This is a genomic window from Myxococcus sp. AM010 (assembly GCF_013372585.1).
Classification (GTDB): domain Bacteria; phylum Myxococcota; class Myxococcia; order Myxococcales; family Myxococcaceae; genus Myxococcus; species Myxococcus vastator.
In genome coordinates this window covers 52166-72504 of record NZ_JABXEO010000039.1, presented here as the reverse complement: position 1 = coordinate 72504, position 20339 = coordinate 52166, and the positions used below count along the sequence as shown (strand labels likewise).

18 protein-coding genes are annotated in these 20339 nt (G+C 70.4%); 4 read left to right on the top strand and 14 right to left on the bottom strand.

The genetic code is table 11. From position 1 onward, the window contains the following. Window positions 1-893: 893 nt before the first annotated feature. Both gmk and HV826_RS19100 read right to left on the bottom strand, forming a co-directional pair. Window positions 894-1523, bottom strand: coding sequence for a guanylate kinase (gmk, locus tag HV826_RS19105; protein ID WP_176418461.1), 630 nt, complete (start codon window positions 1521-1523; stop codon window positions 894-896). After that, complete coding sequence (locus tag HV826_RS19100; RefSeq protein ID WP_176418460.1) at window positions 1520-2398, bottom strand: YicC/YloC family endoribonuclease; 879 nt, start codon at window positions 2396-2398, stop codon at window positions 1520-1522. The genes gmk and HV826_RS19100 overlap by 4 nt, the downstream gene beginning before the upstream one ends. An 84-nt stretch (window positions 2399-2482) precedes the next feature. On the opposite strand from HV826_RS19100, the gene HV826_RS19095 reads away from it, so the two are divergent. After that, on the top strand, window positions 2483-3577 hold the full coding sequence (locus HV826_RS19095; protein ID WP_176418459.1) for a glycosyltransferase family 9 protein: 1095 nt from the start codon (window positions 2483-2485) through the stop codon (window positions 3575-3577). A 196-nt stretch (window positions 3578-3773) separates the two neighbouring features. Here the strand turns inward: HV826_RS19095 and HV826_RS19090 are convergent, their stop codons facing one another. Genes HV826_RS19090 through HV826_RS19050 form a run of 9 tightly spaced genes read right to left on the bottom strand, consistent with a single transcriptional unit; the run spans window position 3774 to window position 14603 of the window. Then, on the bottom strand, window positions 3774-4262 hold the full coding sequence (locus HV826_RS19090) for an adenylyltransferase/cytidyltransferase family protein (protein ID WP_176418458.1): 489 nt from the start codon (window positions 4260-4262) through the stop codon (window positions 3774-3776). Beyond that, window positions 4259-5272 (bottom strand): bifunctional heptose 7-phosphate kinase/heptose 1-phosphate adenyltransferase, encoded by a 1014-nt coding sequence (locus tag HV826_RS19085; protein ID WP_255207860.1) that lies wholly within the window; start codon window positions 5270-5272, stop codon window positions 4259-4261. The genes HV826_RS19090 and HV826_RS19085 overlap by 4 nt, the downstream gene beginning before the upstream one ends. A gap of 31 nt (window positions 5273-5303) precedes the next feature. Further along, window positions 5304-6428, bottom strand: a complete 1125-nt coding sequence (gene lpxK / locus HV826_RS19080) for a tetraacyldisaccharide 4'-kinase (RefSeq protein WP_176418457.1) — start codon at window positions 6426-6428, stop codon at window positions 5304-5306. Beyond that, window positions 6425-7453: a glycosyltransferase gene (locus HV826_RS19075; protein WP_176418456.1), complete on the bottom strand. Its 1029-nt coding sequence runs from the start codon at window positions 7451-7453 to the stop codon at window positions 6425-6427. The genes lpxK and HV826_RS19075 overlap by 4 nt, the downstream gene beginning before the upstream one ends. 4 nt (window positions 7454-7457) lie before the next feature. Further along, entirely contained in the window at window positions 7458-8465 is a 1008-nt protein-coding gene (locus HV826_RS19070) for a glycosyltransferase family 4 protein (protein WP_176418455.1), read from the bottom strand. Further along, the gene (locus tag HV826_RS19065) at window positions 8462-9745 is read right to left on the bottom strand and encodes a 3-deoxy-D-manno-octulosonic acid transferase (protein ID WP_176418454.1); all 1284 of its coding nucleotides are present in this window, start codon (window positions 9743-9745) and stop codon (window positions 8462-8464) included. Before HV826_RS19065 ends, HV826_RS19070 begins: the two co-directional genes overlap by 4 nt. Window positions 9746-9766: 21 nt before the next feature. Next, entirely contained in the window at window positions 9767-10927 is a 1161-nt protein-coding gene (locus HV826_RS19060; RefSeq protein ID WP_176418466.1) for a PHP domain-containing protein, read from the bottom strand. Window positions 10928-10932: 5 nt separating this feature from the next. After that, on the bottom strand, window positions 10933-12717 hold the full coding sequence (locus HV826_RS19055; protein WP_176418453.1) for an ABC transporter ATP-binding protein: 1785 nt from the start codon (window positions 12715-12717) through the stop codon (window positions 10933-10935). Between the two features lie 2 nt (window positions 12718-12719). Continuing rightward, window positions 12720-14603 (bottom strand): DUF4388 domain-containing protein, encoded by a 1884-nt coding sequence (locus HV826_RS19050; protein WP_176418452.1) that lies wholly within the window; start codon window positions 14601-14603, stop codon window positions 12720-12722. A 59-nt stretch (window positions 14604-14662) separates the two neighbouring features. On the opposite strand from HV826_RS19050, the gene lpxB reads away from it, so the two are divergent. From lpxB to HV826_RS19035, 3 genes are read left to right on the top strand one after another with little or no spacing between them, the layout of a single operon-like run. Further along, the gene (gene lpxB, locus HV826_RS19045) at window positions 14663-15814 is read left to right on the top strand and encodes a lipid-A-disaccharide synthase (protein WP_176418451.1); all 1152 of its coding nucleotides are present in this window, start codon (window positions 14663-14665) and stop codon (window positions 15812-15814) included. Between the two features lie 17 nt (window positions 15815-15831). Beyond that, window positions 15832-16536 carry a polyprenol monophosphomannose synthase gene (locus HV826_RS19040; protein ID WP_176418450.1) on the top strand — a complete coding sequence of 235 codons (705 nt, stop codon included), beginning with the start codon at window positions 15832-15834 and terminating at the stop codon, window positions 16534-16536. A gap of 12 nt (window positions 16537-16548) precedes the next feature. Beyond that, window positions 16549-17175, top strand: a complete 627-nt coding sequence (locus HV826_RS19035) for a MarC family protein (RefSeq protein ID WP_176418449.1) — start codon at window positions 16549-16551, stop codon at window positions 17173-17175. Here the strand turns inward: HV826_RS19035 and HV826_RS19030 are convergent. The 3 genes from HV826_RS19030 to HV826_RS19020 form a co-directional block, all read right to left on the bottom strand. Next, complete coding sequence (locus HV826_RS19030) at window positions 17168-17635, bottom strand: hypothetical protein (RefSeq protein ID WP_163782457.1); 468 nt, start codon at window positions 17633-17635, stop codon at window positions 17168-17170. The genes HV826_RS19035 and HV826_RS19030 overlap by 8 nt on opposite strands. Before the next feature lie 29 nt (window positions 17636-17664). Further along, on the bottom strand, window positions 17665-18687 hold the full coding sequence (locus HV826_RS19025; protein ID WP_255207861.1) for an OmpA family protein: 1023 nt from the start codon (window positions 18685-18687) through the stop codon (window positions 17665-17667). A 191-nt stretch (window positions 18688-18878) separates the two neighbouring features. Beyond that, entirely contained in the window at window positions 18879-20243 is a 1365-nt protein-coding gene (locus HV826_RS19020) for a sigma 54-interacting transcriptional regulator (RefSeq protein ID WP_176418447.1), read from the bottom strand. Window positions 20244-20339: the final 96 nt, after the last annotated feature.

Below are 20339 nucleotides of genomic sequence, written 5' to 3'. Positions count from 1 at the left end.
AAGATTTGAACCGGCGTCAGCCTCAGGTCCGGCTAAGGAACCTGAAACTCGCTGATTCGTTTCCAGTGCTGCCGGCTGCGCTTCTCAGCGCGACCTGGCTGGCACCGTCTTAAGAAATTGACTGCGGTTTCCGCAATCTAGCTTCTTCTTGGGCTTGCTATTTGGTTTTCAAAGACCGAGTCGCTTGTGCCGCCAGCGACTTCTTGCTACCGTCTTCTTCGTTGCTGCCTCGCCGTCTTTTCGTCCGGCGGGGCGTCAGCTTCTATTTCAACTCGGCGTCTTTTATCAAGCTGCTTTTTCGCCGTCCTGCTGGCTTCCGGAGTCTTCAGCGCCGCCCAGTGGCTTCCGCTGCTTCTTCCGGAGGGGCGCGGCTTCTACCGCTTCGCCGCCCTCCCTGTCAACCGCTGCGCTTTGTTGACTCCCTCGACTCGCCTGCCCTTTTCTTCCGGGCTTCTTCGTCGGGGGCGCGGCTTCTACCACCGCCGCGTCTCTTGTCAACCCGCTGCGTTGACCACCGTATTCCGTATTTTCGTGCTGACTCGCTCGAAGTGTCTTCCGCGCCAGCGCGCGGGCTTCTTTGCGAGGGGCGCGGCTTCTATCACCGCCGCGCTTCCTGTCAACCGCTCGAGCGCCCCACTCCTGACGATCGACCGAACACCCCAGCTCCATCTCCCGTTGAGATGGCTACCCACTCACCTGCCACCCGCCCGCTGGTTCACGACCTCAACACCCACGCGCCTGATTCCGCTCCCAATGAAGATGAGAGATGTGGGTACTCGCGACCCGGCGGACGCCTGTGTGACGCCCGCGCAACGCGGCGAGGTGTGGTCGCTTATCCATCAAGCGATCGGGCTGCGCAAGAAGTTTGATTCCGAACACTTCCGCCGAGGCGGTCAGCCGCCGATTCCCAGGCCCAACTTCGACACGTCCACACGTCCGCGCCGGCAACGCTCCGCGACCACCACCGAGCGCAGCTCACCGTAGGCACGCTCAATGTCGTCATTCACCACGACGTAATCGTAGGACGCGATGCCCCGCTCGATCTCCGAGCGAGCCGCCAGCATTCGGCGCCGGATGGTTTCGTCGGAGTCCGTCTGACGATCCCTCAGGCGCCGTTCCAGTTCCTCCATGGAGGGCGGCAGCACGAAGATGGTCACCGCATCCGGGTGCTTGCGCTTGATGGCCTGACCGCCCTGCACGTCGATGTCGAAGATGGCCGCGCTCTTGCGGACACGCGCCTCGTCCACCACTGACTGGGGGCTTCCATAAAAGTGGCCGTGGACCTCCGCCCACTCCACGAACTCGCCGCGCTCAATCTTCGACTGGAAGGTCGCGACGTCGACGAAGTGGTAGTCCACCCCCTCGCGCTCCTTCCCTCGAGGCCTTCGGGTGGTGACGCTGATGGAGAACACCGCATCCGGCGTTTCCTTGAGGAGCCGGTGCGCAAGGGTGGTCTTCCCCGCCCCGGAAGGAGCGGAGAGCACGAGCAACAAGCCAGGCGGGAGCACGGTATTCTCGTTCATTCGACGTTCTGCACCTGTTCGCGGATGCGCTCGACCTCGGCCTTCATGGCCACCACGCGCACGGAAAGCTCGGCGTGCTGGCTCTTGGAGCCGGTCGTGTTCACCTCGCGGTGCATCTCCTGCACGAGGAAATCCATTCGACGGCCAGTGGGCTCGTTGCTGGCCATGAGGACACGGAACTGCTCCAGGTGACTCGCCAGGCGGGTGACCTCCTCGGCGATGTCCGTGCGCTCGGCGAAGAGCGCCACTTCCTGGGCCAGCCGCTGCGGGTCCACCGCGACGCCGCTCGCGAGCTCGGCAATCCGGTCGGTGAGCCGCTGCTGGTACTCCTGCACCGCCTTCGGAGTGAGTAGAGCCACTTCCTTGCTCCAGCCTTCCAGCAGCTTCACCCGGGCATCCAGGTCCGCATAGATGGCCTCACCCTCGACCTGGCGCATCTTCTCCAGCGCCGTGAGCGCCTGGTCCAGCGCCGCCTGGAGCGCCTGGGAGGCGGCGTCCAGCTCCACGCCCTTCTCTTCCAGGCGGACCACGCCGGGCTGGTTCGCCACCTGCGACCAGGCGACGTCTCCCGGGAGTCCCAGCTCGCTGGCCAACTCCCGGAACGCGCGCACGTACTCCCGCGCCAGGCCGAGATCCACGGTGGGGACCGTCCCCGACGAGGTGGGGGCCTGCCGCTTCACCAGCAGATCCACCGAGCCTCGGGCGAGCCGGTCCTTCACCTGCTTGGACACCAACGGCTCCTGGGACGACAGCTCCCGCGGAAGCCGCACCTTCACTTCACAGAACTTGTGGTTGAGTGAGCGCAGCTCCACGGAGACTTCTTCGTCCCCCACGCGCGCGCGGCCCGCGCCAAACCCCGTCATGCTCTTCAACATTGGGCGGTTGCTAGGGGCTTTCGGGTCCGAGGTCAAGCCGCGCGCTTGCACCGCCTCCAGTTCTGTGTAGGGTCCCGCCGCGAGATGTCCTGGCACAAGCGGCTCGAATCATGGGCGAAGCTGGCACTGGCGTTCGTGGCGTCCGCCCTGCTGTGGCGCCCGGGCCGCCGGCGGCGTCCTGGCACCCCACTTCCCGCGCCTCGAAAGGTGCTGCTCGTGCGGCCCGACAACCGCGTGGGCGAGGCGCTCCTCACCACGCCGTTGATGAGGACCCTCAAGGCGCACCACCACCCCGCGCCCGAGGTCCACGTCCTGGTGCACGCGAAGGTCGCTCGAGTCCTGAACGGGCACCCGGACGCGGACGTCATCATTCCCTTCGACCGGCGCAGAATCTGGATGGGGCCCCTGGCGCCTGGCATCGCCGCGCTGCGACGCGCCCGGTATGACGTCGTGGTCGACTGCGCCAACTGGGAGTCGCCCTCGGTCACGAGCGCGCTCGTGTCCCGGCTCGCGGGCCCCGAGGCTGTCGTCATCGGGCCCGACCTCTGGCCAGTGTCCCGCCTGCACTCCCTGCCCGTCCCCGCTCGAACGGACACGCGGAACGAAGCCGTTCAACGAACGCACCTGCTCACCCCGCTCACGAACGGCGCGGTGGCGCGCGGATTGTCCTTCCGCGAGCCCACCGTGGGCCCGGCCATCCGCGCCTATCTCGACGTCCTGGCCGGGAAACCCTTCGCGGTCATCAATCCCGGGGGGCGGCTGGGACCTCGGCGGATTCCACCCGCGGCCTTCGCCGCCGCGGCTCGGGCACTGGTAGCGTTGGGGCGTACCCCCATCGTCACCTGGGGCCCTGGGGAAGAAGCACTGGCACGTGGGGTGGTGGATGCCGCCCCTGGCGCCGAGCTCGCGCCCGCGAGCAACCTGGACGAGCTGGCCGCCCTGATGCGCGCGGCCGGCTTCACCCTCTGCAACAACACGGGGCCCATGCACCTGTCCGTCGCGGTGGGTGCCCCCACGCTGGCCTTCTTCCTGCGGATGGACATGGAGCGCTGGGGCCATGCGTACGCCCCCCACCGCATGGTGGACCTCACCCCCCTGGTCGATGGTGCAAGGGGGCAGGGTTTGGAGGAGCGGGCCGCCGAAGAGGTCAGGGCGTTCGCGGCGAGCCTCCCCTCCTGAGGATTCACGTCCCGGACACGGGAGGCTCCACCACCGCGTGTTCGGGCGTCAGCCTGGGGATTCCCTCTTCCACGGGCCAGCTCAGGCGGCACGGCTCGCAGGAGACTTGCTCTTGAGCCTCCCGCGCCTGAAGCGGTGACTTGCAGTGAAGGCATCCCAGGACGGCCCACACCTCCGCGGCGATGAATGACACCGGCTAACCCGTGCCCTCGCGGCCCAGCCGCCGGGCCAGGTCCGTGGTGCTGTGGTCCTTCGGGTCTCCAGAGACGGCCGTTCGCCCGCCATAGGCGCGGACCTCATCGGCCTCGGGGATGCTGTCCGGGGTGTAGTCCGTGCCCTTCACGTGCACGTCCGGCTTCAACGCCCGGATGATGACGCGAACGTTGGACTCGTCGAAGACGATGACCCGGTCCGTGCAGGCCAGCGCCGCGACGAGTTCCGCCCGCTCGCACTCGGGGATGTAGGGCCGGCCGGGTCCCTTGTAGGCCCGGGTGGAAGCGTCCGAGTTCACCGCCACCACGAGGACATCCGCCAGGGCCCTGGCCCCTTCCAGGTAGCGGACGTGCCCCACGTGCAGCAGGTCGAAGACGCCATTGGCCAGCGCGACCGTGCGTCCTTCGGCCCGCCAGCGCTCGCGCTCTTCCGCCACCTTCGCGAGCGATTGGATTTTCTCGAGGGTGCTCATCTCGCGCTCCGAAGCTCTTCGAGCAGTTCATCGCGGGACACCGTCGCGGTGCCTGGCTTCTGCACCACCAACGCGCCCGCCACGTTCGCCAGCCGCGCCGCATCACCAAGCGAGGCCTTCGCGGCCAGCGCCAGCGCGAACGTCGCAATCACCGTGTCTCCCGCGCCCGTCACATCCACCGCCGCCTTCGCGCCATGGACGGGGATGAAGTCCACGCCTCCGTCCGCATCAAAGAGCGCCATGCCGTGGCGGCCTCGCGTCACCAGGAGCGCGCGGCACGCCAGCCGCTTCAACGCGGCGTGCCCCGCCTCCAGCATGTCCTCCTGGGTCCGAACGGGGCGCCCCGCGAGCGCCTCCAGCTCCGGCTCGTTGGGCTTGCAGACCGTGAGCCCCGAGAAGGAGGACAGGGCATAGCGGCTGTCCACACACACGGGCACGCCGTCCGCGGCCAGGCGACGCAGCACCTCGCGCACCTCGTCCCCCAGCACCCCCGCCCCGTAGTCGGACACGACCACCGCGTCCGCGTCCTGGGCGGAGCGTTCGACCTGCCGCGCCAGCGCCTTGCGCATCTTCGGAGGAAGCTCGCCCCGCTGGCCCCGGTCCAGTCGCAACATCTGCTGCCGCGTGGTGCTCACCCCACCGGCCAGGATGCGCGTCTTCGTCTCCGTCTCGATGCCGCGGCCGCTCACCGCGTCCAGTTGGATGCCGGACTCGGCGCAGAGGCGGCGCAGCTCCTTGCCCATCTCGTCCTGGCCCAGCGCGCCGACCGCGGAGACCTGCCCGGACAGGGCTCGCACGTTGGCCGCCACGTTGGCGCCCCCCCCGAGCTTCACCTCCGCGGACTCGTAGCGGACGATGAGCACGGGCGCCTCCCGGCTCACCCGGTCCGTCTGTCCGTAGATGTAGTGGTCGGCGACGAGGTCGCCCACCAGCAACACCTTGCGGCGGGCAAACGCGTGCGGCAGGCGGGCGAGCGACGGCATCGAACGAGCGGGCGAGACTGCGGCCATGGCGGCGGTTTGTCCCACAGGCGTCCCCACCTCACAAGCCGCGCGGTGCATCCTCCAATCCAAGCGCCCGCCGCAGATGGGACTCGCCTTCCAGGACGTCGACCCCCAGGCGGACCACCCAGGCCTCGAAGCCCGGCGGCAGACGCACCGCGTCCTTTTCCGTCGTCACCACCCGGGCCCCCTGCCGGGCCGCTCGCGCCTGGACGTCGCGCAGTTCGGCCGCCGTGAAGCGATGGTGGTCCGGGAACAACGCGGCGTCGCGCACGTCCGTCCCAAGTGCCCGCAGGGTCTTCAGGAAGCCCCCCGGCCGGGCAAGGCCCGCCAACGCGAATACCGGCTGGCCCGTGAGCGCTGCCACGGGATGAAGGTTCCCCTCCGGGTCCACCCAGGCCGTGGGCCGATAGCGCGTCCTCACCCTGGGAATCCCCGGGCTCGAGGGCAACCACCCGCCGAGCGTGTCCTCGGCCCTCGTGAGCGGGAGCACAGCGGATTCCGCCGCCGTGGCGGACGCCCTCAGCCAGAAAAGCGTCGCGCGGCGGAGTGACGCAGGGGGCTCACGCAACGGCCCTCGTGGAAGCATGTGGCCGTTGCCCAGCCCCACGGACTCATCCACGACGACAAAGTCCTCATCTCGCGCGAGGCGGCGGTGCTGGAACCCATCGTCCAGCAGCACCGTGTCCAGGCCGAACTCGTCCCGCGCGCGGTAGGCACTCGCGACGCGGTCCGAGCCCACGAAGAGCCGGACCTGGGGACAGCGACGCGCCAGCAGGAGCGGCTCATCGCCCGCGAGCTCCGAGGAAGGAAGCGGCTCCGACCCGATGAAGGTCAGCGGCTCACGCGAGGCGCGGCCATACCCGCGCGTCAAGATGCCCACCTTGCGGCCCGCTTGGACCAACTGCTCCGCCAGGTGGAGCACCGCGGGCGTCTTTCCCGTGCCCCCCACGTTGACGTTGCCCACGGAGATGACCTTGAGCCCCTCCACCCGCGCCGCGCGCAGCAGTCCCGCGTCGTAGAGCGCCGCTCGCACGTGCACGGCGGCAGCATACGTCCACGACACCAACGTGAGCGGCGACAGCAGGGCACGGCGGCCCCAGGGCTCTGGCGACGATGGGTAGAACACCCGCTCGATGGCGGTGGGGGCCTCCGGAGACGTCACGGGGCGCGCCTCGCTCGTGCATAGAGCGCGAGGACCTCCGCGGCGATCTGCTCGTTCGTCGGGTGTCGCACGGGTGCCCGCTGGGCGGACAGCGCCGCGGCGACCACGGCTTCGGGCGTCGGTGTCTCCACCCGTGCATCCGCGAGGTCCGGCAGGGCGCCTTCGTCCACCGCCACCACGCGGACGCCGCATGCGCGAGCCTGGGCCGCCGCGCGGGCACTCCAGTCATTGCCCAGCCCGAGCAGCCAGACCTCATCCAGCGCTCGCAGCCACCGCGCGAAGGCGTCCCCTTGTTGGTAGCCGGCGAACGTGACGGCATCCGTCAGCCCCAAGCCCTGGACCTGTTCGCGCGTCTGCTCCAGCAAGCCGCCGTCCCCCACGAGCACCAGACGCGCCCCGGGACGCTGCTTCCGATACAGGGCAAAGGCGTCCACCCCCACCGCGTGCCGGCGTGACGGCTGGAACGTAGAGACCATTCCGATGATGGGGGTGCCTTCGAGCCCGAGCTCTGCTCGCAGCGACCGCGCGTCCGGCGCCGGCTGGAACCGGGCGTCCACCAGGGCTGGCAGTACCTGGGCAGTCGCGCCCTTCCCCAACAAGCGAGGAAGCAGTGCGCTCGCCGGGACGGTGAAGGCGTCCGCGGCCGGGAGCGAGGAGCGCAATGAGCGCGGGGCGTGCAGCGAGCGCACCAGGATGGCTCCTGAAGGCCGTCCCCACCTCGCCAGCAGGTGGTCATGGCTGAAGTGCGAGTGCACCACGTCCACCGTCCGCGCCTTCAAGCGGCGCAGGTCACGCCACATCCGCCAGGGCGGGGACTTCACGGACAGCTCCATGCCCCCTTCGTCCAGCAGGCCGAGCGCCTCGAAGCGCGGAGCCGCGGGCTCCTCGGCCAGCACCTCCTTGCGCCGACGGTCCACCGCCACCGTGACGTCGTGCCCCGCGGCGCGCTGCGCCTGGGCCAGGAGCGCCACGTTCTCGGCCGGGCCGCTGTAGAAGGGACTCGCGAGCAGGTGGAGGATTCGCATCCGGTCAGCGCTCCCCGGCGGCCCGGTACACGTCGGCCAGGGCTCGCGCCTCGTGCTCCACGCCACACCGCCGCAGGGCCTCCTCGGCCGCGTTGCGGCCTATCTCCCTGGCGCGCTCGGGCTCCCGCATCAGCATGTCCAGCAGCTCGCGCAGCCCCTGGACGTCTCCGGGCTCGAAGAAGAAGCCCGTGCGGCCGTGCTCGATGAGCGTGTCCAGGTACGGCAGCTTCGAGGCCACCACGCAGCAACCCGAGGCCATGGCCTCCACATGCACCAGCGAATAACCCTCCGCGTACGAGGGGTGCACCAGCACGCTCAGCCCCTGATACCAGGGCTCGATGACGGACTGCTCGCCGGGCAACGCGATGCGGTCTTCGATACCCGCCATCTGCTGGTTCAGCCAGTCCAGGTCCGGCCCCTTCGCGAGCCCGACCAGGACGGGTTGCCAGTCGGGATGCTGGGGCAGCAGCGGGCGGAGGGCCTGCACGAAGTCCCCCTGCCCCTTCTCCCTCCGGATGCGTCCGATGACGCCGATGCCGCGACGCCCTCCCAGGCCGAGCTTGCGCCACGCCGCGTCCCGGTCCTCGGGCGGGTGGAAGCGCGTGAGGTCAATGCCGTGAGAGACGACCGTGGACGGCAGCGCGATGACGTCCGCGACCTGCTTCGTCAACGAGACGAGCGCATCCGCGCCCCTGGCGATGAAGCGGGTGAAGCCACTAGGCGCCATCGAGGTGTGCCGGGTGAAGACGAGGCGGACCTCCCGGCCCAGCAGCTTCAGCAGCATGCCCACCAGGAGCTCGTTGTTCCGGTGCGCATGCCACACCACGGGCTCGCGGCGCAGGCGGCGGAGCAGCTCCGGCCAGGTGATTCTGGGCAGCCCCTCACTCAAGCCCGAGCCGATGACGCGCGTCTCCGAACCCGAGTCCCTGACGAGCGCGGGCACCACCGTCTCCACGTGGCGCGTCACGCCCGTGTAGCGATGGTGGAAATGTGGGTGGACGATGAGCGTCATCGTGGGTCCGGCCTCCCGTGCGGAAACAACGTCGTCATCGCCTCCGCGTTCCTCTCACTGGCGCCCGAAAGCCGGCCCACCGTCTCCAGCGCCTGGGCGCCCAGGCTCGCGAGCCGCGCTGGTGATTCAAGCAGCGACACGAGCGCCAGCTCCAAGGCCGCGGCGTCCTGAACCTGGAGCCCACCCTGCCCCGTCAGCAACGCCACGCTGTCCCGAAAGTTGTCCATGTGCGGCCCGTAGAGCACCGGCTTCCCCTGCCCCGCGGGCTCCAGGATGTTCTGCCCGCCGCGCATCGTGAACGAGCCGCCGACGAACACCACCGTCGCCAGCCGGTATGCCCTCGACAGCTCACCGATGGTGTCCAGCACCACGACCTGGCCCCGCTCCGGATTGCCCTGCGAGCGCAGCCCCACGCTCAGCCCCGCCTCGCGCGCGAGTGCCACGATTCGCGCCGCCCGGTCCACGTACCTGGGGGCAATGACCAGCCGCAGGTCCGGCCACCGCTCGCGCAGCCGCGCGTACACGCCCAAGAGCGGTGCTTCCTCGCCCTCGTGCGTGCTGCCGGCAATCCACACCCGCTCACCCTGCGCCAGGCCCAGCGCCGTGCGCAGGCTTTCGTCCTCGGGCACCGGGCCCGCGGCGAGCGCGTCGAACTTCGTGTTCCCCGTCACCTTCACCCAGTCCGGCCTGGCACCGAGCTGCCGCGCGCGGACGGCCTCTTCCTCCTCGCGCATCAGGAGGAGGTCCAAATCCCGCAGCGGGTTGCCGATGAGGCGGAACAGCGTCTGGTACTTCCCTACGTTCGCTGGCGAGAAGCGCCCGTTCGTCATCACCACTCGCGCCCCACCCCGCTTCGCCGCGCGGATGAGGTTGGGCCAGATTTCGGTGTACTCCAGCACCAACACGTCCGGACGGATGGCTCGGACCGCGCGTCGCGTCGCGCCCCAGAGGTCGTAGGGGACGTAGACGACCCCGTCGATGTCGTTCGCCAGCCGGCCCTTCGCCATCGCGTAGCCGCTGTCCGTCATGGTCGACAACACCAGGCGGCAGCCCGGGAAGCGAGCCCGCAGCGGGCCGAACATCGGCGAGAGGGCCAGCAAGTCTCCCGCGCTCGCGCCATGCAGCCAGAGGATGGGCCCGTCCCCGGGAGGCAGGTGGCTGTCCGGACCATAGAAGCCCAGGCGCTCCTTCAGCCCATGGCGCGTCTTCCGGTGCAGTGCGAGCACCGGGAACAGGACCGCGAAGAGCAGGTAGGTGGCGAGGACGTAGAGGACGCGCATGGGCGGCTTTCGCGCCGTCTATCAGATGCCCGGCCCGCGGGGCAGCACGCGCACGGGGCTCGGCACCAGCCAGGGTCGCCATTCCGTCCCGAAGAAGCGCCCAGGAGCCCGCACCCACACCTCCACCTGCGCCACCCCCGGCTCGGTCAGCTCGACGGACCGGCCATCCGACTTCAGGCGAGCGCCTCCCCACACCCGCACCTGCACCGACTCCGCGTCGGGCAGCCCTGGGAGCCGGATGGTCAGCATGTCGCCTACATGCGCTTCATGCCGCACATCGTCCAGCCCCTCCAACGCGAAGCCCCCAGGCTCCCCCAGCGCGCGGAAGGCGCACAGGGCCTGACCACCGCCCAGGGCCCGGCCGACCTGCTTCGCCGCCTCCTCCGCGTCCGGGGGCAATGGGAAGGACACCTGCGCTGGCGGCAGGTACATGGCCAGGGACTCGAAGACGGCCCGGTACGACGGCAGGCCGTGTGCGTCATGTGCGCAGAACGCCACGCGCGGCCGCTCACGCGACAGCTCCAGGAAGCGGGCCGTGGGCTCCGGCTCCGGTGCGACGAGCAGCATCACCCCATGCACCGGGTTGGTCAGTGAGGCCCCCACCGCGGGCACCAGGCGGCTCACCGGGTTGCGCACCGCGTGCCGGAAGAAGGTGTCCGCCGAGTACAGCTCGAAGCCGGGCACCGCCTTCGCGCTCGCCTCGTCCTTCCAGGGGTTGCGCTTCTGGACGGGGTGCGCCAGCACCGCCGTGCCTCCCGCCGCCGCCACGGCGCGAACCGCGTCCCCCGGCGGCATCCACGCGCGCACGCCCTCCAGCGGGCGCGACATGCCGAAGGCCACGAGGTGCCCATCCGACGTCGAAATCTCCACGCCGTGCACCAGCAGCACGCCCTGGACGTAGGCCGGCGCTCGGAGCGCGAAGTCGTTGTGGTCGGTGAGCACCGCGAAGTCCAGGCCCGCGGCCCTGGCCGCCGCCGCCACCTCTTCAGGTGTGCCTCGACCGTCCGAACGCGTGGTGTGGACGTGAAAGGCCCCTCGCGCCCATCGGGGCGCATCGTCCTTCGGGAGCACCACCGGGTAGCGCGCCATGGACGCCGAGAGCGCGAAGAAGCCCGCATAGCCCAGGACCAGCAGCACCAACCCCAGGACGGCCCGGAGCCCCTTCCCCGCCACTGCCGTCAATCGGCTCACGCCGCGCCTCGCTCCGAGGAGCCCTCCGTCTGCATCCTCCACAGCGCCGCATACCGCCCGTCCCGATTCAGCAGGTCCGCGTGCGAGCCACTTTCGACGACGCGCCCCGCCTCCATCACGTTGAGGACATCCGCGTTCACCACCGTGGACAGCCGGTGCGCAATCACCAGCGCCGTGCGCCCCGGCAGCACCGCCGCCAGCGCCGCCTGCACCTCGCGCTCGCTCTCCGGGTCGAGGCTGCTGGTCGCCTCGTCCAGCACCAGCACGGGCGCCCGCGCCAGCACCGCGCGGGCGATGCACAGCCGCTGACGCTGGCCGCCGCTGAGCGTCACGCCCCGCTCGCCGATGCGCGTGTCATAGCCTTCGGGCAGCGCGCGGATGAAGCCATCCGCGTGCGCCACCTTCGCCGCCGCCTCCACCTCTTCCCGCGTGGCGTCCGGCCTCGCGTAGCGCAGGTTGTCCAGCACCGTGCCGTGGAACAGCAGCGGCTCCTGCGTCACCAGCGCGAACTGGGCCCGGACGCTCGTGGCCGTGTAGCGGTCCGCGTCCACACCATCCAGGAAGAGCTGGCCCTTCTGCGGCCGCTCGAAGCGCAGCAGCAGCGCCGTCACCGTGCTCTTGCCTCCGCCGCTGCCGCCCACCAGCGCCGTCACCTGCCCTGCCTTCAGTTCCAGCGTCAGGCCGTCCAGCGCGGGCCGGTCCCCGTAGGCGAAGCGCACGCCTTCAAGCTGGATGCTCCGGGACAGCGGCGGCGCGGGCACCGCGTCCGGCGCGTCCTCCACGGGGTGCTTCATGTCGAGCAGCGCGAAGAGCCGCTCGCCCGCCGCGCCCGCCTGCACCGCGAACTGCGTCACCCGACCCAGGTCCTTCACCGGCTGGTAGACCAGGATGACCGCCGTCAGCAGCGACAGCAGCGCCTCCGGCTCCATCAGCCGCGCGCTCACCGCATACGCCAGCGCGCCCGCCAGCGCCGCCGCGGCCAGCACCTCCATCAGCCCCGGCACCGCGCCCCGCGCCCACGCCGCGCTCACCACCGCCTTCTCGTGCGCCTGCGCGAAGGCGGAGAAGCGCGCCAGCTCCGCCTCCTGCCCGTTGAAGGCCTGGATGGTGCGCAGCCCGCCCAGCCCTTCGTGGAGCTGCCCCGCCAGGTTGCCGAGCTGCGTCTGGCCTTCCCGCGTCCGCTTGAGCACCTTGCGCGTCAGCTTCGAGGCAGGGAGCGCCGCCAGCGGAATCACCAGCAACATCAGGCCGCCCAGCATCGGGCTCATGGACAGCGCCACCCCCGCCAGGATGATGACCTGGAGGCTGTCGCGCAGGTACGAGCCCACCGTGTACATGGCCGCCGCTTCCACGGCGCTGACATCCGAGGAGAACCGGCTGAGCAAGTCGCCCATCCGCTCGCGCGCGAGCTGGGCGGGCGACATCGCGGTGAGGCGCTGGAACAGGTCGCGCCGCAGGTCCTTCACCACGCGCTGCGCGAACAGACCCATGAAGTAGAACTGCGCCAGGTACCCCACGCCCTTCGCCGCGCCGACGATGACCATCACCAGCGGGAAGCCCCACAGGGCCGCGTCGCGAGGCAGGTCCGCCAGCCAGGGCACGCGCTGGGCGCTGGCGAAGCCTGCCTCACCGCCCGACAACAGGAAGCGCAGCGCCGGGCCCGTGAGGTACGCGTACGCGCCCGTCGTCAGTCCCACCACCGCCATGCCGATGAAGGCGAGCAGGAGCACACCCGAATGAGGGCGCGCATAGCGCAGCAACCGCAAGAGAACCGTCCGCATCGCTAGCGCCCCACCTTGCGCAACGCCGCCTTCGCGAGCTGGGAGTACGGGTTGTACTCCAGCACCCGCTGCAGCTTCTTCCGCGCCAGCGGCGCGTCCCCCAGGTCCATGTCGATGATGGCGGAGATGATGTGCAACCGCTCCACGTACGGCCCCAGCGACAGCGCCTTCTTCAGCACCTGCTGCGCCTTCTGCGCCCGCACCACCGGCGCCCCCGTGGGCATCCGGTACGTGGCCCACGCGAGGTACGCGTAATACTCCGGCTCGTCCGGATTGTGCGACACCGCTTCCTCGAAGGACTTCGCCGCCAGCGGGAAGTCACGGCGCTTCAGGGCGGACTCGCCCCGGCGCAGCACGATTTCCGCATCCACGACCACCGCCGTGTTCCGCCCCACGTCCATCCGGCTGAAGAGGTACTGGAGGTAGGCCTTGCGCTTCTCCTCCACGCTCAACACCCGGTAGGACGCGGAGAGCCGGTCCTGCACCGACTCCAGCAGGTCCTTCAGGTCGGAGATGTCGAACTCGGCGTAGGTGTCCGGGTGAAAGCGCATCGCCGTCTCGTGGTAGGCGCGCTCCACCGCCTCCGCGTCCGCCGCGATGTCCAGGCCCAGCCCTCCGAAGTAGCTGCGGGTGATGATGCGCAGCGCTTCCTCGCGCAGCGAGGCCGCCGTCTCGGGCGGCAGGGCCTTGCGCTTGCGCGGCGCGATCCGGTCCGGCAGCACCGCCGCGGACAGCACATCCGTGCCCGTGGCCACGGGCGTCGAGGAGAACGTCACCCCCCCCGTCAGCTTCAGGAACCACAGGAGCGAGTACGCCATGCGCAGCTCGCCGCGCCCGTGCGCCAGCAGGTCCTTCAGCGAGATACGGCCGTTGACCTGCATCGCAATCTTCAGATCATCCGTGTCCAGCCCCATGGCCTGCAGGTCGCGCCCGAACTCCTGCGAGCGCACCGGGTAGTCCCCCATGTGCACCCGCAGCGAGGCCGCCATCACCTTCATGGTGAAGCAACGACGCGCGCCATCCAGCACCGGCGCCAGCGGAGGAACCTCCACCGACGCGACCTCCGACGTGAAGTCGTCTCCCGCGTAGAAGGCGTAGCGGCCCTCGCGCATCCCCAGCACCCGCTCCACCCGGTCCCGGTTGTAGTCGCGCAACAGTTGCAGCAGCTCCTCGCCCGCCGCCTCCACGCCCGCGTCCGCGAGCGCCGCGCCGATGCGCAGACCGGAGTCCAGCGCCTCCGTCACCCGCTGCGCCTGCTGCGGGTTGAGCACGCTCCGGGCGAGCAGGTAGCCAGGCAGCGAGTCCGCCTTCGCCGTGGAGTCGTAGCTCACGGGCCCGCCGCGCAGGAAGTACACGCGCCGGCTCAAGCCCCGGTGCGCCACCACGAGCACGCCGTCCCGGCGCAGCCGGTAGATGGAGTGGAACAGCGCGGGCAGCGGGTGGCCCTTCAGCTCGCCCGAGTTGACGGCGGGCCGCGACAACGTGGCCGCCAGCCCGGTGAGTGGCACCGCCTGCGCCGCGCGCACCAGCGACTCCAGCCGGGGCACCAGCTCGCCCGGCTTGAGCGGGTCCGCCACGTAGGCGTTCACCTTGAGGTCCAGCACCGAGCTCACGCCCCGCGCGCGTCCCAGGTGTCCCTTGTCGATGGCGACGATGGGCACCCTGCCGCCCTGGCCGTGGCCTCGGATGAGGTGCACCACGTGGGCGCCTTCCACGCGTGGAAGGTCCACCGACAGCACCACGACATCCGGGTTGTCCGCCGCGAAGTGCTCCAGCGCCGTCACCGGATCGTTCACCGCGCGAACGGTGTACCCAGCCTGGGAGAGCAGGCCTTTCAGGTGCTCGAGCGTGGGGGGGTGGCTCTCGGCGAGCAGAAGCGTCTTCAAGGGGGCCGCAGTCTACACCTTCACCCGCTCCCGCATCAGGTACGATGCGCGCCCTTCACATGACGAATCCCCCCCGAATCCTCGTCGTCGCCGGCGAGGCGTCAGGCGATACCCACGCCGCCGAGCTCGTCGCCGCCCTCCGGGCCCGCCGTCCCGACCTCACCTTCTTTGGCATGGGTGGTGCCCGCCTGGCCGCCCAGGGAGTGGAGCTGCTCTTCGACGCCCGGGAGGTGTCCGTCATGGGCATCACCGAGGTCCTGCCCCGGATTCCCCGCATCCTTCAGATTCTGAAGGGACTGGCCGAGGCCTCCGCGGAGCGCAAGCCGGACGTCGCCATCCTGGTGGACATCCCCGACTTCAACCTGCGCCTGGCCAAGAAGCTCAAGGCGCTGGGCATCCCCGTCGCCTACTACGTGTCGCCCATGATCTGGGCCTGGCGCCGGGGCCGGGTGCGCACCATCAAACGGTTGGTGGACCGGATGCTCTGCATCCTCCCCTTCGAGGAGGACTTTTACCGGGAGGCCGGCGTCAGCGCCCGCTATGTCGGCAGTCCGGTGGTGGAGCAGGTCCCCGCCCCCGACACGGCCGCGGCCTTCCGCGAGCGGCTGGGGCTGGCGAAGGACGCCCCCACGCTCGCACTGCTGCCCGGCAGCCGGATGGGCGAAATCCGCCGCCTGCTCCCCGACATGGTGGAGGCGGCGAAGCGGCTGTCCGCCGAGCGGCCCGGACTCCAGGTCGTCGTCCCCGTCGCGCCTACCATCGACCGGGCGGAAATCACGTCCCGCTTCGAGGGCAGTGGCGTGACACCCATCCTGGTGGAGGGCCGGGCGCCCGAGGTCGTGGGTGCCAGCGACGCCGCGGTGGTGGCCTCCGGTACCGCCGTACTGGAAGCAGGGCTGATGCAGCGCCCCCTGGTGGTCGTCTACCGCGTGTCGCTCATCACCTACTGGGTGGGCCGGTTGATGCTGAAGGTGGCCTTCGTGTCCCTCATCAACCTGCTGGCGGGCCGGCGCGTCGTCCCCGAGCTGCTCCAGGGGGAGCTGACGCCCGAGCGCATCGCCGAGGAGGTCCGCCGCGTCTGGAGCCCCGGTGCGCCCCGGGAGGAGATGCTCCAGGGGCTGGCGGAGATGCGCGGCCGGCTGGGCGAGACGGGCGCGGCCACCCGGGCGGCGGAGTCCGTGCTGGAGCTGCTGCCCCCAGGCCGCGTTTAGGGTATGTCGGCCGGGTCATGAACCCAGCCCTGGTCTGCATCCCCACGTACAACGAGCGGGAAAACATCGAGGCCATCGTCCAGGCTGTGCTGGAGGCCGACCCCAGGGTCGACATCCTCATCGTGGACGACAATTCGCCCGATGGCACCGGGCGGCTCGCGGACGGGCTCGCCGCGCGGGACTCGCGCGTGCGCGTCCTCCACCGCGAGAAGAAGGAGGGCCTGGGCCGCGCCTACCTCGCCGCGTTCCGCTGGGCCCTGGCCGAGCAGTACACGTACATCCTGGAGATGGACGCGGACTTCAGCCACGACCCGCGCTACCTGCCCGGCATCCTGGATGCGGCCGAGGCCGGCGCGGACCTGGTGCTCGGCTCGCGTTACGTCACGGGCGGCGGCACGGTGAACTGGGGCGTGGGGCGGCAAATCATCAGCCGCGGCGGCAGCCTCTACGCCCGGTCGATTCTGGGCGTGGGCATCCAGGACCTCACCGGCGGCTTCAAGTGCTTCCACCGCCGGGTGCTGGAGGACATCGAGCTGGACTCGGTGAAGAGCACCGGCTACGCGTTTCAAATCGAGCTGACCTACCGCACGCTGCGCAAGGGCTTCACCGTGCGCGAGGTGCCCATCGTCTTCGAGGACCGGCGCGTGGGTCACTCCAAGATGAGCAAGAAAATCTTCGCCGAGGCTCTCACCATGGTGTGGAAGCTGCGGCTCACGGTGTAGGCACAGGCTGTCATGCCGGAATACGTGTCGCTGTTCCTCGTCTCGCTGTCGGCCATCTTCTTCGTGGTGGACCCCATTGGCGTCGTCCCGCTGTTCCTGGCGATGACGGCCGGGGACACGCAGGAGAAGGTGCGCCGCACCGCCATGCGCGCCTGCCTGGTGGCCTGCGGGATGATGCTGTTCTTCGCCCTCTTCGGCGGCGTCATCTTCAAGGTGTTCGGCGTGTCGCTGGGCGCCTTCCGGGTGGCCGGCGGCATCCTCCTGCTCATCACCGCGCTGGACATGCTCCGCGCCCGCCCGTCGGAGACGCGCACCACGCCGTCCGAGGAACAGGAAGGCGTGGTGAAGGAGGACGTGGCCATCGTCCCCCTCGCCATTCCGCTGCTGGCGGGCCCGGGCGCCATCGCCACCGCCATGGTGCTGATGGCCAAGGGCGACACGCTCGTCTCCGCCATCCCCGTGCTGGCCGCCGTCGTGCTGACGTTCGTGGCCAGCTACTTCATCCTCCGCGCCTCCGGGCTCATCCAGCGCGTGCTGCGCCAGTCCGGCGTGGCCATTGTCGAGCGGGTGATGGGCCTCATCCTGGCCGCCATCGCGGTGCAGTTCATCGCGGACGGCGTCAAGGAGCTGCTCAGGTAGGTCCGGGGATGGCCACCCACTCCGGGCCCCTGCGCTTCAGCAGGCCCTGCGGCTTGCCCTCCAGTGACAGCTCGTCGTGGCTGGCCCGGCGCGCGTCGTACGCGTAGCCGTCCTGGACCTCCTGCAGGTACACCACCACCGCGTCGAGCACGTTCTCCTGCACCACCTTGAAGGTGGCGTCACCGCAGCTGGGCGCGTCGCCGGAGAAGAAGCGCTCCAGCATCGCCTCCTCCGGACGGCGCACGTACACCACCACCGGCGCGGGCTCATCGCGACCGGCCGCGGCGACTTCGCGGACGACCTGGGATGGCACCGGCTCCCGCAGCAGCCGATGCACGAGCTCACACTTCTCCGCCTCCACGCCCTGACGCTCCGCGACACGCGACGGGTGCGCGCACCCCGTGCTCCCCAGCATCCCCAGCCCGAGCAACGCCCATACCTTCTGGTGGAATCGGTCCATGCGTCTTTTCCTCTCCCTCGGTGACTGCGCTACAGCTTTCGCCACCGCGGAGGGCGAGGCGCGTGCTGAAGCACGGGGTCCTCCACCGCGATGATGTATTCCGCGCGGCGGTTGCCCGCCTCCGCTGTCTCGTCGGGCGTCGCGACGGCCGGGGCCTCTTCTCCCAGCCCTTCGTAGAAAACGGGCACCCGCAGCCCCTTCTTCCGGAAATAGGCCGCAAGACTCTTGGCCCGCCGCACGGACAGGCCCTGGTTCTCCGCCGTGGCCCCCACTGTGTCCGTGTGGCCCATCACGTAGAGGCGCAGCGACGCGAAGCGCCCGTACTTCGCCAGCGCGTCCACGATGAGGGCGTGGCTCTTGTCCAGCTTGCCCCGCTCCGCCGCCGGGATGTCCGCGCGGCCCGAGGCGAAGTTCACCTCCTCGTGCGGAATGTCCACCTGCCACGGATACAGGTCGACGCCCGTGTAGAACTCCGCCGTGTCGAACGCACGGAGGGAGATCTTCATCACCCGCCCCTCCGCCGCCGGCCACGTCAGCTCCAGTGGCGTCCCCGCCGCCTCACCCTTGAATGGCACCTCGCCCTCGAAGGCCTTCTTCCCGGTGTCCATCAACACCGTCAGCTCCGCGCGCTTCGCGGGCCGGGACAGGACGAAGCGCAGCCGCCGCGCCGCCACGTCCACGTCCTCCTTGCGCACGTCCAGCGTCAGCGCGCCGTAGAGCTCCGTGTCGAAGGACAACGGCATCTCGCCCGATTCCGCGTCCGGGAAGCGCACCGTGAGCGCTCCCTCGTAGTGGAAGCGGCCCTCTGGCTGCTTCAGCTCGATGCGGCGCGTGAGGCCCGGATTCCCGCCGCCCTTCACCTCCACCACCTCCCCGTCGCTGCGCTTCAGCTTCACTTCAAAGCCCGCGATGGGCTCCTCGATGTGGACCAGCAGCGCCGGGAGCTGCTCCCCCAGCACGGCGCGCCCCTCCAACGAGACCCGGATGGCATCCGCGAGCGCCGGCATCGGCGAAGAAAGAGCAAAGGTGAGCAGCAGCAGGCGGGCGTTCATGGCGCGGTGTAGTCCTCTGGCGTCACGGGCCGCGACCAACCGCGGCACGTGTGAGTGGATTCCTCCGCGAGGGTAGGACGAGGTGGCGTGCAGGGAAACGCTCCCCGCGGGGGACGTTGGAGGTGCGGCGGTATTCAATCACCCCCCGTCGCGGGGGAGCCCGGGCAGGGGAGCGAGGCGCTTGCCTCTCGTTACCCCTCCCCGCTGCCCGCCAGGCCATGGCGCTCCAGCAGGCGCCGCAGCTGCGTCCGGTGCATGCCGAGCGCCCGGGCCGTGGCGGCGACGTTGCCCCCATTCGCCCGGAGCGCCTCCTCCAGCCGGGCGCGCTCAGCCTCGTCCAACGGCTTGCCCCGGGAGGCCCCCTGCCCGGGAGTGGCCGCAGACGCCACCTGTGGCTCCGCGAGCGGCGGGCCGAACACCGCGCCGGCGGTGGGACTCAGGTGTCTTGCCTCGAGGCGCGGCGCCTCGTGAAGCAGCGCCTCCTGGGCGGCGCTGCGCACCTCCACGCGGAGCTCGCGCACGTTGCCCGGCCAGGCCCGCAACAGGCAGGCTTCGTGGAAGCCCACGTGCACGGGCAGGCGCGCCCCAAGCTCCTCGAGGAAGCGCTCCACCAGGAAGGCCACCTCCTCGGGGCGGCGGCGCAGGGGCGGCAAGCCAGCCTCCGGCCTGCCCAGGCGGAAGTAGAGGTCCTCGCGCATCCGGCCGCTGGCCACCTGCGCGCGCAGGTCCTTGTTTCCGGCGGAGCACACCCGAACGTCCACCTTTCGCGGCTTGGAGCCCCCCAGGGGGAGGACCTCGCGCGTCTCCAGCGCGCGCAGCAGCTTGGCCTGCACTGCCAGGTCCAGCTCAGCCACCTCGTCCAGGAACAACGTCCCGCCGTCCGCGGCCTGGAGGTAGCCCTCCGCGTCGTCCGCGCCGGAGAAGGCGCCGCGCCGCGCGCCGAAGAGGAGCCGTTCGGCGAGCCCCTGCGGAATGGCCGCGCAGTTGACGGCCACGAAGGGGCCCGACGCGCGCGGGCCGCGCTCATGGAACGCGCGGGCCACGCCTTCCTTGCCGGTGCCGCTCTCCCCGTGGATGTGCAACGTGAAGCCGTGCTCCGCCGTGCGCGCGACCTGGTCCAGCAGCCGCTGCATCGCGGGCCCTCGCACGAAGTCGCGCGTCATGACGACGCCGCGCCGGGCCACCGGCCCCACGTCCGCGCAGGGAAGGAAGAGCGAGTCCCCCATGCGGATGACGCGCTGGGCCTCGCGGGGCGTGCCGGCCACCAGGGGTGCCCCATCCACGAACGTGCCATTCTGACTGCCCTGGTCGGTGACCCAGAAGCGGCGGCCGTCGTACCGGACCTGGGCGTGGCTGCGAGACATCCGCGGGTCCTGGTCCGTCCCCAACGAAGCGGCGCCCCGTCCCAGCAACAGCGCGCCGTCCAGCGGCAGGGCCACCGCCATCGCGCTCCCCGCGCACAGGACGCGAAGCAGGCCCGGCACCGGGGCCTCGCCGGAGTCCACCCCTCGCCCCCTGGCGTCGCTCTGCTGCAAGGTCGACCGGTCGTGTTCCATGTGCCTCCATCCTACGCGTGTGTCACTGGCACACGGCACCGTGCCAGCGGGCTGTGCCACCCGGGCCCCAGCTCCGCGGCGCTGCGCCGTGGCGCC

Bases quoted from the DNA above. Each gene is read 5' to 3' on its own strand.
- gmk (WP_176418461.1), bottom strand. From the start codon at position 1,523: ATGAACGAGAATACCGTGCTCCCGCCTGGCTTGTTGCTCGTGCTCTCC.
- HV826_RS19100 (WP_176418460.1), bottom strand. From the start codon at position 2,398: ATGTTGAAGAGCATGACGGGGTTTGGCGCGGGCCGCGCGCGCGTGGGG.
- HV826_RS19095 (WP_176418459.1), top strand. From the start codon at position 2,483: ATGTCCTGGCACAAGCGGCTCGAATCATGGGCGAAGCTGGCACTGGCG.
- HV826_RS19090 (WP_176418458.1), bottom strand. From the start codon at position 4,262: ATGAGCACCCTCGAGAAAATCCAATCGCTCGCGAAGGTGGCGGAAGAG.
- HV826_RS19085 (WP_255207860.1), bottom strand. From the start codon at position 5,272: ATGGCCGCAGTCTCGCCCGCTCGTTCGATGCCGTCGCTCGCCCGCCTG.
- HV826_RS19075 (WP_176418456.1), bottom strand. From the start codon at position 7,453: ATGCGAATCCTCCACCTGCTCGCGAGTCCCTTCTACAGCGGCCCGGCC.
- HV826_RS19070 (WP_176418455.1), bottom strand. From the start codon at position 8,465: ATGACGCTCATCGTCCACCCACATTTCCACCATCGCTACACGGGCGTG.
- HV826_RS19065 (WP_176418454.1), bottom strand. From the start codon at position 9,745: ATGCGCGTCCTCTACGTCCTCGCCACCTACCTGCTCTTCGCGGTCCTG.
- HV826_RS19055 (WP_176418453.1), bottom strand. From the start codon at position 12,717: ATGCGGACGGTTCTCTTGCGGTTGCTGCGCTATGCGCGCCCTCATTCG.
- lpxB (WP_176418451.1), top strand. From the start codon at position 14,663: ATGACGAATCCCCCCCGAATCCTCGTCGTCGCCGGCGAGGCGTCAGGC.
- HV826_RS19040 (WP_176418450.1), top strand. From the start codon at position 15,832: ATGAACCCAGCCCTGGTCTGCATCCCCACGTACAACGAGCGGGAAAAC.
- HV826_RS19035 (WP_176418449.1), top strand. From the start codon at position 16,549: ATGCCGGAATACGTGTCGCTGTTCCTCGTCTCGCTGTCGGCCATCTTC.
- HV826_RS19030 (WP_163782457.1), bottom strand. From the start codon at position 17,635: ATGGACCGATTCCACCAGAAGGTATGGGCGTTGCTCGGGCTGGGGATG.
- HV826_RS19025 (WP_255207861.1), bottom strand. From the start codon at position 18,687: ATGAACGCCCGCCTGCTGCTGCTCACCTTTGCTCTTTCTTCGCCGATG.
- HV826_RS19020 (WP_176418447.1), bottom strand. From the start codon at position 20,243: ATGGAACACGACCGGTCGACCTTGCAGCAGAGCGACGCCAGGGGGCGA.